Source organism: Nonomuraea sp. NPDC049624 (assembly GCF_040675255.1).
In the GTDB taxonomy this organism is placed as follows: Bacteria; Actinomycetota; Actinomycetes; order Streptosporangiales; family Streptosporangiaceae; genus Nonomuraea.
The window spans coordinates 1169901-1182471 of the sequence record NZ_JBFAOR010000001.1; the positions used below are offsets into that span (position 1 = coordinate 1169901).

Below are 12571 nucleotides of genomic sequence, written 5' to 3' on the forward strand. Positions count from 1 at the left end.
TGGTAGCTTCGCCGCGTGGCACGGAGCAAGGAGTTCGATCCCGAGGTCGCGCTCGACCGCGCGCTCGACCTGTTCTGGGAGCGCGGTTACGAGGCGACCTCGATGGCCGACCTGGTGGAGCGGCTGGGGCTGGCGCGGGCCAGCATCTACGGCACCTTCGGCGGCAAGCGGGAGCTCTACGTCAAGGCGCTGGAGCGCTACCTGGCCCGGCGCAACGTGGTCGAGCCGCTGGCCCAGCCGGGGCCCGCGGTGCCGGCCGTACGCGCCTTCCTCGACGCGTACGTGGCCGAGATCCTCGCCGACGAGCTGCGGCGCGGCTGCATGGTCGTCAACACGGCCGTGGAGTTCGCCTCGCGCGACGCCGAGCTGGCCCGCCGGGTGACGGCGAGCTGGGCCGAGCTGGAGACCGCGCTGGCCGCCGCGCTGGTGCGCGCCCGCGCCCAAGGGGAGATCCCCGAGTCCAAGGACCCCTACGCGCTGGCCAGGTTCCTGCTCGTGCTGCTCCAGGGGCTGCGCGTGCTCGGGCGGGCCGACCCCGACCCGCGCCGGCTGCGCGACGCGGTCGAACAGGCCATGGTCGCCGTACAAATTTGAGACCGATCGTTCTAGGAGTTTGTGGTGTTTGAAGGAAAAGTCGTGCTTGTCACCGGGGCCACCGGGGTCGTGGGCCGGGCCGCCGCGCTGGCGTACGCCAGGAAGGGCGCGTCCGTGCTGGCCGCCGGGCGGGACACCGCGCGGCTCGGCACGGTGGTCAAGGAGATCGAGGCGGCGGGCGGCCGGGCTTCCGGCTTCACCGCGGACGTCACCGACTCGGCCTCCGTCGCCGCCATGGTGCAGGCCGCCGTCACCCGCTACGGCGGGCTGGACGTGGCGCTGAACGCCGCGGGCGTCTTCGGCATGCTGGCCCCGGTGGCCGACTACGACGAGGACACCTGGGACACCGTGCTCGCGGTCAACCTCAAGGGCGTGTTCCTGTCGATGAAGCACGAGATCGCCTACATGCGCGAGCACGGCGGCGGCGTGATCGTCAACGTGGCCAGCAACCTCGGCGCCCACTGGCGTCTGCCCGGGGCCGCCGCCTACGCCGCCTCGAAGGCCGCGGTGAGCCACCTGACCCGCACCGCTGCCCGCGACCACATCGCCGACGGCGTGCGCGTCAACGCCGTCAGCCCCGGCCCCGTCGACTCGCCCATGTCCACGCGTCCCGGCGAGACGCCCGCCGAGCGCGACGAGCGCATGCGGCACGCCCTGCCCATCGGCCGCGTCGCCGCCCCGGAGGAGATCGCCGCCGCCGCGCTGTGGCTGTCCTCGCCGGAGTCCAGCTTCGTCGTCGGCCAGGACCACGTGATCGACGGCGGCGCCACGGCCTGACTCAGCCGGCGGCCACGGGCGGGCGGGTCTCCTTCATGGCCAGCACCGCCACCAGGCTGATCAGCCCGACGCCGGCCATGTACGCCGACACCGACAACGACGTGCCGGTCGCCTCGTGCAGGGCCGTCGCCACCAGCGGGGCGAACCCGCCGCCGAGCAGCGCGCCGACCGCGTACGAGAAGGAGACCCCGCTGTAGCGGTAGCGCGGCTCGAACATCTCGGCGAACAGCGCCGACTGCGGCCCGTACGTCGCGGCCAGGCCCACGTTGAGCACCACCACGGCGACCACCATCAGCGCCGCCACCTTGGTGTCCACCAGCAGGAAGAACGGCACGGCCCAGACCACGAGAAGCACCGAGCCGGCCAGGTAGACCGGCTTGCGGCCGATCCGGTCCGACCAGATCGCCGTGGCCACGATCCCGGCCAGCCAGGTCAGGCTGCCGACGATCACCACGACGAGCATGAGGTTCCTGCTCACCTTCAGCACCTGGGTGCCGTAGGACAGCAGGTAGGCGAGGAACACGTAGCCGATCGCGGTGTTGGCGACGAAGCTGGCCGAGGCGATCAGCAGCGACCGCGGCCGCTCGCGGAAGACGTCGAGGACGGGCCGCCTGCTGCGGGCCTGCTCGGCGGACAGCGCCCGGAACACCGGCGTCTCGGTCACCCGCAGCCTGATGAACAGCCCGACCGCGACCAGCACGACGCTGAACAGGAACGGCAGCCGCCAGCCCCAGCTCGCGAACTGCGCCTCCGACAGCCCGGCCGTCACCGCGACGTACACCAGTTGCGCCAGGATCAGCCCGGCGGGCACTCCCACCTGGGAGTACAGCCCGTACCGGCCGCGCCTGCCGGGCGGGGCGTGCTCGACGGCGAGCAGCGCCGCGCCGCCCCACTCGCCGCCCGCGCTGAGCCCCTGCAGCAGCCGCAGGACCAGCAGCAGGATCGGGGCCGCCACCCCGATCCGGTCGTAGGTGGGCAGCAGCCCGACGCCGACCGTGGCCGCGCCCATCAGCAGCAGGGACGCGACCAGCATCGCCTTGCGCCCGAGCCGGTCGCCGAAGTGCCCCCACACCAGGCCGCCCACGGGCCGGGCCAGGAACCCGACGCCGAGCGTGGCGAACGCGGCCAGGGTGCCCGACGCGGGCGAGAGCGGGGAGAAGAACTGGGAGCCGAAGACCAGCGCGGCGGCCGTGGAGTAGATGAAGTAGTCGTACCACTCGATCGTGGTGCCGACCGCGCTCGCCATGGCGACGCGACGGAGTTGGGCGGGGTCCGGCTCTGCTGCCTCGTGGGTCATGGCGCCTCCCTCGACGCCAGAGTAGATCTTCCTCCGCCCGCTTCCCAGCGGCCCGGGGCAGGCGTCCCTAGAACGCCACCCCGCACCGCAGGATCACGTTCGCGTACGGCGTGGCCTCTCCGGTGCGGACGGCCAGCCGCACCCCCGCCGACAGCCGCTTCAGCTCCTCGTGCGGCACGTACGCCAGCCCCGGCAGCCGGGCCGCGAGCAGCTCGGCGCAGCCGGGGTTGCCCGCGCGCACCTCCTCGGCCGCCGTGGCCCCCTCGACGACGAGCTCGGCGAGCAGCCCGCCGAGCACGTCGGCGAAGGCCGGGATGCCCGGCAGGAAGGCCAGGTCGACGACCCGCACGCCGGGCGGCACGGGCATCCCGCTGTCACAGACCAGCACCTGGTCGGTGTGGCCGAGCCGGGCCATGGCCCCCGCCAGCTCGGCGTTCAGAATCCCCGCGCGTTTCACTGGAAGTCCGCGACGTTCTCCTTGGTCGCCACCTTGACGGGCACGGCCACCGTCTTGTCGATGGTCTCGCCCTTGGCGGCCTTGACCGCGGCCTGCACCGCCTGCTGGCCGAGCAGCGACGGCTGCTGGGCGACGCTGGCGGCCAGCGTGCCCGCCTGCACCGCCTTCAGGCCGTCGGGGGTGCCGTCGAAGCCGACGACCTTGACCTGCCGGCCGGCCTTGGCGCCCAGGGCCTTGATCGCGCCCAGCGCCATCTCGTCGTTCTCGGCGAAGACGCCGGTGATGCCGGGGTTCGACTGGAGCATGTTGGTCATGACGTCGAGGCCCTTGGTGCGGTCGAAGTCGGCCGGCTGCTTGGCCACGACCCTGATGTTCGGGTACGCGGCGATGCCCTCGGCGAAGCCCTGGCCCCGGTCGCGCGAGGCCGACGTGCCCGCCGTGCCCTGCAGCACGACCACGCTGCCCTTCTCGCCGAGCTGCTTGGCCAGCTCCTGGGCGGCCAGCTTGCCGCCGGCCACGTTGTCGGAGGCCACGGTCTGGGCCACCTCGGCGCCGTTGACGCCGCGGTCGGCCGCGATCACCGGGATCTTCACCCGGTCCGCCGCCTTGACCGCCGGGGCCGCCGCGTCGGAGTCGACCGGGTTGACGATGATCGCCTTCATGTTCTGGCTGGTGAAGTTCTGGACCTGGTTCACCTGCTGGGAGGCGTCGTTCTGGGCGTCGGTGACGGTCAGCGTGACGCCCTCCTTCTTGGCCTCCGCCTCCGCGCCGCTGCGCAGCTGCACGAAGTAGGGGTTGTTCAGGGTCGACACCGACATGCCGATCTTGATGTCCCCGCCCCCCGAGGACGAGCCTCCGGAGCCGCCGTCGCCGGAGGAGCCGCAGGCGGCCAGGCCGAGCGTGAGCGCGGCGCCGGCCATGACAATCGCGGGAATCCGCATGATCTTTACTTCCTTTTCCTAGTTCGTTCCCCTGCGCCGCAGGGTGTCGACGAGGACCGCGAGCGCGATCACCACGCCGATCACGACCTGCTGCCAGAACGCCGAGACGGACAGCAGGTTCAGCCCGTTGCGCAGCACGGCGAGGATGAGCGCGCCGACGAAGGTGCCGAGCGCCCTGCCCTTGCCGCCGGACAGGCTCGCGCCGCCGATGACGACGGCCGCGATCGCGTCCAGTTCGTAGCCCGCCGCGGCCTGCGGCTGCGCCGAGGCCAGCCGGCTGGCCAGGACGATCCCGGCCACCGCCGCGAAGGCGCCGGACAGCGCGTACGTGATGAGCTTCTGCCGGTTGACCTTGATGCCGGACAGCCGGGCGGCCTCCTCGTTGCCGCCGATGGCGTACATGGCCCGGCCCGGGTACGTGCGGTTGAGCACCACGGCCGCGATCACGCCCATGACCAGCATCACCAGCACCGGGATCGGCAGGTAGTCGCCGAGCGTGTCGCCCAGGTGCGAGACCGAGTCGGGCATCGCGATCGGGCTGCCCTGCGAGATGACCAGCGCCAGGCCGCGGGCGATGCCCAGCATGGCCAGCGTGGCGATGAACGGCGGCAGCTTGCCGTACGCGATCAGGGCGGCGTTGACCAGGCCGCACACGACGCCGACGGCCAGCGAGACCACGACGGCGACCGGCCAGGGCAGCCCGGCGCTGGTGGCGGTCCAGGCCAGCACGATCGCCGACAGCGCGGCGACCGAGCCGACGGACAGGTCGATGCCGCCGGTGACGATCACGAACGTGGCCCCGAAGGCCAGGATCGCGGTGACGGCCGCCTGGACGCCGACGTTGAGCAGGTTCGTCACGCTGAGGAAGTCGGAGGACAACAACGACAGCGCCACGACCAGCACGACGAGCGCGGCGAGCGCGCCGTTCTCGGCGAACCAGGCCGCGGCGGGCGACCGGCGGCCGGTGAGCTTGTTCGGAACGGTGCTACTTGGCACGGGGACCCTCCACATCCGTGACCGCGAGGGCCATGACGTCGTCTTGCGTGGCCCCGGCCGCGGGCAGCTCGCCGACGAGCCTGCCGCGGGCCATGACCAGAATGCGGTCGCTCATGCCGAGCACCTCCGGCAGGTCGCTGGAGATCATGAGCACGGCGTGCCCGGAGGCGGTGAGCGCGTTGATGAGCTGGTAGATCTCGACCTTGGCCCCGACGTCGATGCCGCGGGTCGGCTCGTCGAGGATGAGCACGCCCGCGTCGGCGACCAGCCACTTGCCGATGACGACCTTCTGCTGGTTGCCGCCGGACAGCGTGCGGACCTCCTGGTCCAGGCCGGTCATCCGGATGCCGAGCTGCTCGGCCACCTTCCCGGCGGCCCTGCGCTGGCCGGCGCGGTCGACGAAGCCGGCGCGAGTGGCGGCGCGCATGGTGACCAGGCCCAGGTTCTCGGCCACGTCCGCGCCGAGCACCAGGCCCTGGCCCTTGCGGTCCTCGGGGACCAGGCCGAGCCCGGCCTCCATGGCGGCGTGCACGTCGCCGGGCGCGAGGCGGGTGCCGCGGACGACCACCTCGCCGGTGTCGTAGCGGTCGGCGCCGAAGACGGCCCGCGCGACCTCGGTGCGGCCGGCGCCGACCAGCCCGGCGACCCCGACCACCTCGCCCGCGCGCACCTCGAACGAGACGTCGTCGAAGACGCCCCTGCGGCCGAGGCCGGAGACCTTGAGCAGGGCCTCGCCGCGTTCGGCGGCCTGCCGCGGGAACTGCTGGTCGATCGGGCGGCCCACCATGAGCCTGACCAGCTCGTCCTGGGCGGTGTCCGCGGGGATCTCGGTGACGGACCGGCCGTCGCGCAGCACGGTCACCCGGTCGCCGATCTCGGCGATCTCCTCCAGGTGGTGGGTGATGAACACGATCGAGACGCCCTCGTCGCGGAGCTGGCGGACGATCGTGAACAGCTTGGCGACCTCGCCGGAGGTGAGCACGGCGGTGGGCTCGTCCATGATGAGCACGCGGGCGTCGAGCGCGAGCGCCTTGGCGATCTCCACCATCTGCATGCGGGCGATGCCGAGCCGGGAGATCGGCGTCGTCGGGTCGACGTCCACGCCGACGCGGTCGAGCAGCGCCTTGGCCTGCCGTTCCATGCGCTTCTTGTCCACCAGCCCGAAGCGGCGCGGCGGGCGGCCGAGCGCCAGGTTCTCCGCGACGGTGAGCTGGGGGACCAGGTTGAACTCCTGGTAGATGGTGGCGATGCCGAGCCGCTGGGCGTCGCCCGCCGACCGGATGTCCACCGGCTGCCCGTCAACGGTGACGTGCCCGCCGTCCGGCCGGTACGCGCCCGACAGGATCTTGATCAGCGTGCTCTTGCCCGCGCCGTTCTCGCCGAGCAGGACGTGCACCTCGCCGGCGCGCAGGCTCAGATCGACGCCGTCGAGTGCCACGACGCCGGGGAAGACCTTGCGCAGGCCCTCGGCCTTGAGTATCTCCGCGCTCACTCCATGATCCCTTTCCGCTCGCATGATCGGCGAATCACCAGGCGCGCCGGCAGGACGTGCGAGTCGGCCGCCTGCCCGCTCTGGATCCGGCCGATCACGAGCCGCACGGCCAGGCGCCCCATCTCGGCCGTCGGCTGGGCGATGGCGGTGATCGGCGGGGCGGTGTGCTTGAACCAGGTCACGTCGTCGAAGGAGGCGACGGCCACGTCGGCGGGGATGCGCAGGTTCCGGGCCTGGATCTCCTCCAGGCCGCCGAGCGTCATCAGGTTGTCGCCGAAGAAGATCGCCTCGGGCGGCTCGGGCAGGTCGAGCAGCTCGGCGGTGATGCGCCGGCCGCTGCCCTCGCGGAAGTCGCCGGGGCGCACGTACTCGGGGCGCACCTCCAGGCCCTCGGCGGCCATCGCGGCGGCGAAGGCGGCCGTGCGCTCGCGGCCGGTGGACAGGGTGGCCGGGCCGGAGGCCAGAGCGATCCGGCGGTGGCCCTGCTCGCGCAGGTGGCGGACCAGCTCGGCGATGGCGGCGGCGCCGTCGGAACGCACGGAGGGCACGTCGAGCCCGGAGATCGTGCGGTCGAGGAACACCACCGGCCGGCCGGCCTCGGCGAGCTGCTGCACCAGCGGCGTGACCTCGGCGGTCGGGCAGATCAGCAGCCCGTCGACGCGCTGCTCCAGCAGCGTGCGCACGTAGTGGTCCTGCTGGTCGGCGCGCTCGTCGGCGTTGCCCATGACGACCGTGAAGCCCTCGCGCCTGGCCTCGTCCTCGACGCTCCTGGCCAGCTCGGTGAAGAACGGGTTCAGGACGTCACCGATGATCAGGCCGATCGTCCTGGTCGCGGTGGTGCGCAGGGAGCGGGCGACGGCGTTCGGCACGTAGTTGAGCGCGCTCATCGCGTCGTAAACTCGGCGCCGGGTCTCCTTGTTGACCGAGGGGTTGTCGTTGAGCACGCGGGAGACCGTGGCGACGGAGACACCGGCCTGTGCGGCGACGTCCTTGATCCTTGCCATCGTTCCTCCGTGTAATCGATTACACGGCAGCTTATGAAATCGATTACATGATTGGCAAAGTGAAATGGCTCACACCCCCGGGGGAGAGGGTGTGAGCCGGTTTCGGTGGCTCGGGCCTTCCGGGCCTGCCCGGACCGCGCCCGGACCGCCGGGCCCGGGCCCGTCAGACCTTGCTGATGCGGACCGCGTCGGCGATGACGAGGCCCGTGCCGGCCGTCCACCGGCTGACGCCGACGACGTTGTAGGTGCCGGCGTTCAGCGAGAAGGTGCCGATGCTGCGCCAGCCTCCGCCGCCGGAGCGCTGGTCCACGAAGACGGTCTGGTTGCCGCCCGAGGCCGCCACGATGTACGGCGCCGAGCTGTTGTAGCCCGGATCCGACGGATACCAGACCTCGACCTTGTACGTGCCCGCGCTGGGGATCGCGGCCTGGTACCAGGCGGGGTCGCTGGCGGCGACCGGGTCGGAGAATCGGTAGTCGGCGCCGTAACGCTGGCTGGAGTAGGCGGAGGTGCCCCAGTTGCCGCTGGCGGTGAACTGGCCGGAGGTGGCGTTGTCCACCGTGGTGGACCACGAGGGCGTGCCGCCGCCGGTCACGTAGTTCATGTACGTGGTCCAGTTCCAGTACGGCCCCGGATCGGTGTGGTCGGCTCCGGGAACCTCGTTGTGCCCGATGATGTGGGCGCGGTCCTTCGGGATGCCGTACTTGTCGCAGATGGCCTTGGTCAGGGCCGCCGACGCGCGGTACATGGCGTCGGTGAACCACGAGGACTCGCTGACGTAGCCCTCGTGCTCGATGCCGATCGACCTGGTGTTGTACGTCCAGTTGCCGGCGTGCCAGGCGATGTCCTTCTCGCGCACCATCTGGGTGATGGCGCCGTTGGAGGACTTCACGACGTAGTGCGCCGACACCTGCGCGGCCGAGTTCTGGAACCAGGAGATCGTCCCGGCGTACGAGCCCTGCGTCACGTGGATGACCACGCGGTCGATCGCGTAGCTCGACGGCCGGCTGGAGGCGGTGTAGTTGCTGGAGCTGGCCGGGACCCAGGCGGCCGGGCCGTAGTCGGTGCTGAGCACGCCGACGTCGCCCTGGGCGCTCAGGTCGCGGGCCTTGGCGTAGTCGCCGCGGTCGGCGGTGACCTCCTGGGGCTTGACCGTCACGCCGCGGGCCGTGATGCCGAGGCCGAGCTGCTCGTAGACCGAGTCGGCGTACAGCCGGGCGATCTCCGGCGAGGAGGCGTTGCCGTACTTGGCGACGGCCTGGTACCAGCGGCCGGCGTCCTTGCGGCCGGCGTCGTCGAGGCCGAGCTCGTCGGCGTAGGAGCGGAGCAGGGCGGCGCCGCCGAGGATGTTGGCGGCGTTGTCGGAGCGCAGCTTCTCGACCGGCAGGCTGGTGAGCTGGGCGGCCTTCTCCAGCGCGTGGGTGGTGGGGTTGCTGACCAGGTGCATCAGGCCGTAGCCGCCGCTGGCGCTGGGCTTGCCCTGGTGGTCGTCGAGGTGGGTCTCGGCGTAGGCGAGCGCGACCAGCAGATCGCGGGGTACGTCGCTGGCCGAGGCGGCCTTGGCGAACGCGGCAGGCAGCGCGGGCTCCCGGGCGGCCTGGGCGGCGGGCTGGCCCGCGGTGATCAGGGCGACGGTCAGGGCGGAGGTGGCGAGGGCAGCTAATCGCGTGTGGGCGAGAATCATGGGGGTGCTCCTCGTTGGGGGGTGACGGGTGGAACGCGGGCGCGGGTCCGCGGCCCCGCGTTTGGCCGCCGAATGCGGCCCAAGGTATGTCACCCCTGACACAATGTCGATAATTGACATTACAGACGTGTTAGGTGAAACTTTCCGCCCGCCGACCGGAGGGTGGCCGGAAAGTTGGGTCCCTGAAAACTATTGCGCTCCGCGATCAGGGGACTGAAACTTCCTTTCGTGACCGCGCTCCTGCGTACCGTCCTGGCGGCGCTCACCGCCGCCGCCGTCACCGCTGTCGTCACCGCCGTGGCTCCCGTCCCCGCCTCCGCCGCCCCCATCTCCTCTTCTGCAGCGGCCGCCTGCGCGACCGACCCCGCGACGCCCAAGCGGCAGCTCCGGGCCATGTGGATCTCCTCGGTGGCCAACATCGACTGGCCGAGCCGCACCGGGCTCAGCGTCTCCGCCCAGCAGGCGGAGTTCCGGGCCTGGCTCGACCTGGCCGTCGCCAAGCGCATGAACGCCGTGATCGTGCAGGTCAGGCCGACGGCGGACGCGTTCTGGCCGTCCCCGTACGAGCCGTGGTCGCAATGGCTGACCGGCACCCAGGGGACGAACCCCGGCTACGACCCGCTGGCGTTCATGGTCGGCGAGGCCCACGCGCGGAACCTGGAGTTCCACGCCTGGTTCAACCCGTACCGGGTCGCCAACAACGACGACCCCACCAAGCTGATCTCCACGCACCCCGCGCGGCAGCACCCCGACTGGCGCTTCGCCTACGGCGGGAAGCTCTACTACAACCCGGGCATCCCGGCGGTACGCGACTTCATCGAGGACGCGATCATGGACGCCGTCACCCGCTACGACGTGGACGGCGTGCACCTCGACGACTACTTCTACCCCTATCCCGTCAGCGGCCAGGCCATCCCGGACTCGGCCGCCTACGCCCAGTACGGCGGCGCGTTCCCGAACGTCGCCGACTGGCGGCGCGACAACGTCAACCTGCTCGTCCGCGAGCTCGGCCAGCGCATCCACACCGCCAAGTCGTGGGTGTCGTTCGGGATCAGCCCCTTCGGGATCTGGCGCAACTCCTCGACCGACCCGCTCGGCTCGCGCACCTCCGGCCTCCAGTCCTACGACGCGATCTACGCCGACAGCCGGCAGTGGGTCAAGCAGGGCTGGATCGACTACCTCGCGCCGCAGATCTACTGGCACATCGGCTTCTCGACGGCCGCCTACGAGGTGCTGACCGCGTGGTGGTCGGACGTCGTGCGCGGCACCGGCGTGCAGCTAGTCGTGGGACAGGCCGCCTACCGGGCCGGCGCCTCGGGCCAGGAGGCCGCCTGGCAGGACCCGGCCGAGCTGAGCGACCACCTGTACGACAACAGGAAACATCCCGAGATCGCCGGTGACGTGTACTTCAGCGCCAAGGACGTCAAGGCCGACCGGATCGGGGCGATCACCAAGCTGGTCGCCGACCACTACGCCAAGCCCGCCCTGCTGCCCGCCCGGGGCTCCGCGGCCGCGCCCGCCGCGCCGGTGATCACCGCGGCCACCGCGGGCTCGAACGGCGTCCAGCTCACCTGGACCGGCTCCGGCACGGCGTACGCGGTCTACCGCGTGGCCGGCACTCCGCCCTCGGCCGATCCGTGCTTCTTCGCCGACGCCCGCAACCTGATCGGCACGACCAGGCAGAAGTCCTACACCGACCCCGGCGGCGGGGCGTCCACCTACTACGTGACCGCGCTGAGCAGGACCCACCAGGAGAGCGCGCCGAGCGAGGGCCGGTCGGCGGGCGGCACGGGCGGCTTCAGCGTCGTGATCGACAACGCCGACGCCGGTTTCACCGCCTCCTCCTCCTGGGGCACCTCCAGCTACTCCACCCAGGCCAACGGCGCCGACTACCGCTTCGCCGACCCGGTCGCGGCCAGCGATCCGGCCTGGTTCCGGGCGGCGATCCCGAGCGCGGGCAGCTACCGGGTGGAGGTCTGGTACCCGGCCAACGCAGGCTACAACGGCTCCGCGCCGCACATCGTGGCGGCCTCGGGCGGCAACCAGACGGTCAACGTGGACCAGCGCACCGGCGGCGGGACGTGGCGGGTGCTGGGGACGTACACGCTGGCGGCCGGGACGTACAACGTGGTCGGGGTGAGCCGGTGGACCTCGGCGACCGGCTACGTGATCGCCGACGCCGTGCGCATCACCAAGGTCTGACCCTTCAGGAACGGGCCTTCGCCCAGGCGGGGCTGTCGATGAAGTGGTTGTCGAAGCGGTCCTGCGAGGCCAGCAGCTCTTCGAGCGTGGCCTCGCCGGCCTTGAGCCGGGCCAGCAGGCGGAAGTACTCGAACCGCTCGACGCCCGGCGTGATGACGATCAGCAGGTCGGCCTCGGCGCCGGGGGCCGCGGCGAAGGCGTGCGCCACGTGGGGCGGCACGACGGCGACGTCGCCCTGCTCCAGGGTGATCACCTCGTCGCCGGCCAGCACCTGCGCCCGGCCGTCGAGGACGTAGAACATCTCGGAGGCGGTGGTGTGGGTGTGCGGCACGGCGCCGTCGGCGCCCTCGCCGAGCGTGATGCGCACGGTGCTCAGGGCGCCGCCGGTGGCGCTGGAGTCGAGGAGCATGCGGCCCGTGCTGGGCGGGCCGCCGATGACCTCGGCGTCGACGGAGCGGATGACGGCGGTGCTGCGGGGGTCGATGAGCGACATGGTGTTATCCGTTCTCGGAGAGGGCGCCGCGGAGTGCTGTCTCCACGAGGCGTTCGGCGTAGGCGCGGTCGACGGGGGAGCCGGTGATCAGGACGCGGTAGTACAGGGCCCCGGCGAGCTGGTCGAACAGGGCCTCCACGTCGAGGTCGGCGCGTAGCTGGCCGCGGTCCCTGGCCCGTTCGAGCAGGGCGCGGGCCAGGGTGTTGCGGCGGGCGTACATCTGCCGCTCCAGCTCGCCGACGTCGGCGTGGCGGGCGGCGGCGGCCACGAGCTCGGCCACCGTGCCCGCCGACCCGTCGTCGTCGCCGGGCGCGCGGCCGGCCGCGCGCATCCGGTTGAGCCCGGCCGCGATCTTCTCCAGGTACGCGGGCAGGTCGCGGCGGATGTCGCCGGTGTCGGTGATCTCGTCGTGGTCCTGGAGCCGGTTGACGACGGCCAGGGCCAGGTGGTCCTTGGTCGGCCAGCGGCGGTAGAGCGTGGTCTTGGCGATGCCGGCCCGCTCGGCGACCTCGTCGGGGGACAGGCCGGCGTAGCCGCGCGCGAGCAGCAGCTCGGTGGCGGCCCTGAGCACACCCTCGTCGACGTCACCCCTGCGCGGCCGTCCCACCATGCCCTGCCTCCTTTTCGCTACCTG

Annotated in this window: 12 protein-coding genes; 3 read left to right on the top strand and 9 right to left on the bottom strand. The window is 71.9% G+C overall.

From position 1 onward, the window contains the following. Window positions 1-15: 15 nt before the first annotated feature. Window positions 16-594 carry a helix-turn-helix domain-containing protein gene (locus AB0J76_RS06050; RefSeq protein WP_352320698.1) on the top strand — a complete coding sequence of 193 codons (579 nt, stop codon included), beginning with the start codon at window positions 16-18 and terminating at the stop codon, window positions 592-594. 42 nt (window positions 595-636) lie between these two features. Beyond that, window positions 637-1371, top strand: a complete 735-nt coding sequence (locus AB0J76_RS06055) for an SDR family oxidoreductase (protein WP_352320696.1) — start codon at window positions 637-639, stop codon at window positions 1369-1371. Between the two features lies 1 nt (window position 1372). On the opposite strand, the gene AB0J76_RS06060 is transcribed toward AB0J76_RS06055, so the two are convergent. The 7 genes from AB0J76_RS06060 to AB0J76_RS06090 form a co-directional block, all read right to left on the bottom strand. Next, window positions 1373-2668, bottom strand: coding sequence for an MFS transporter (locus AB0J76_RS06060; protein WP_352320694.1), 1296 nt, complete (start codon window positions 2666-2668; stop codon window positions 1373-1375). A gap of 67 nt (window positions 2669-2735) precedes the next feature. Further along, window positions 2736-3125 (bottom strand): D-ribose pyranase, encoded by a 390-nt coding sequence (rbsD, locus tag AB0J76_RS06065; RefSeq protein ID WP_352320692.1) that lies wholly within the window; start codon window positions 3123-3125, stop codon window positions 2736-2738. Next, complete coding sequence (locus tag AB0J76_RS06070) at window positions 3122-4066, bottom strand: substrate-binding domain-containing protein (RefSeq protein ID WP_352320690.1); 945 nt, start codon at window positions 4064-4066, stop codon at window positions 3122-3124. Before AB0J76_RS06070 ends, rbsD begins: the two co-directional genes overlap by 4 nt. Before the next feature lie 18 nt (window positions 4067-4084). Further along, window positions 4085-5062 carry an ABC transporter permease gene (locus tag AB0J76_RS06075; RefSeq protein ID WP_352320688.1) on the bottom strand — a complete coding sequence of 326 codons (978 nt, stop codon included), beginning with the start codon at window positions 5060-5062 and terminating at the stop codon, window positions 4085-4087. Further along, entirely contained in the window at window positions 5052-6554 is a 1503-nt protein-coding gene (locus tag AB0J76_RS06080; RefSeq protein WP_352320686.1) for a sugar ABC transporter ATP-binding protein, read from the bottom strand. Before AB0J76_RS06080 ends, AB0J76_RS06075 begins: the two co-directional genes overlap by 11 nt. After that, window positions 6551-7558, bottom strand: coding sequence for a LacI family DNA-binding transcriptional regulator (locus tag AB0J76_RS06085; protein ID WP_352320684.1), 1008 nt, complete (start codon window positions 7556-7558; stop codon window positions 6551-6553). The genes AB0J76_RS06080 and AB0J76_RS06085 overlap by 4 nt, the downstream gene beginning before the upstream one ends. A 163-nt stretch (window positions 7559-7721) precedes the next feature. Continuing rightward, window positions 7722-9242 (bottom strand): N-acetylmuramoyl-L-alanine amidase, encoded by a 1521-nt coding sequence (locus AB0J76_RS06090; RefSeq protein WP_352320682.1) that lies wholly within the window; start codon window positions 9240-9242, stop codon window positions 7722-7724. Window positions 9243-9470: 228 nt separating this feature from the next. On the opposite strand from AB0J76_RS06090, the gene AB0J76_RS06095 reads away from it, so the two are divergent. After that, window positions 9471-11444: a family 10 glycosylhydrolase gene (locus AB0J76_RS06095; protein ID WP_352320680.1), complete on the top strand. Its 1974-nt coding sequence runs from the start codon at window positions 9471-9473 to the stop codon at window positions 11442-11444. Between the two features lie 4 nt (window positions 11445-11448). Here AB0J76_RS06095 and AB0J76_RS06100 read toward each other — a convergent pair whose 3' ends face one another. Further along, window positions 11449-11937 (bottom strand): cupin domain-containing protein, encoded by a 489-nt coding sequence (locus AB0J76_RS06100; RefSeq protein WP_352320678.1) that lies wholly within the window; start codon window positions 11935-11937, stop codon window positions 11449-11451. 4 nt (window positions 11938-11941) lie between these two features. Further along, a complete protein-coding gene (locus AB0J76_RS06105; protein ID WP_352320676.1) occupies window positions 11942-12547 on the bottom strand; it encodes a TetR/AcrR family transcriptional regulator in 606 nt (201 codons plus the stop codon). Between the last annotated feature and the right edge of the window lie 24 nt (window positions 12548-12571).

Coding starts and splice junctions, on each gene's coding strand:
- AB0J76_RS06060 (WP_352320694.1), bottom strand. CDS start 2,668: ATGACCCACGAGGCAGCAGAGCCGGACCCCGCCCAACTCCGTCGCGTC.
- AB0J76_RS06070 (WP_352320690.1), bottom strand. CDS start 4,066: ATGCGGATTCCCGCGATTGTCATGGCCGGCGCCGCGCTCACGCTCGGC.
- AB0J76_RS06085 (WP_352320684.1), bottom strand. CDS start 7,558: ATGGCAAGGATCAAGGACGTCGCCGCACAGGCCGGTGTCTCCGTCGCC.
- AB0J76_RS06090 (WP_352320682.1), bottom strand. CDS start 9,242: ATGATTCTCGCCCACACGCGATTAGCTGCCCTCGCCACCTCCGCCCTG.
- AB0J76_RS06100 (WP_352320678.1), bottom strand. CDS start 11,937: ATGTCGCTCATCGACCCCCGCAGCACCGCCGTCATCCGCTCCGTCGAC.
- AB0J76_RS06105 (WP_352320676.1), bottom strand. CDS start 12,547: ATGGTGGGACGGCCGCGCAGGGGTGACGTCGACGAGGGTGTGCTCAGG.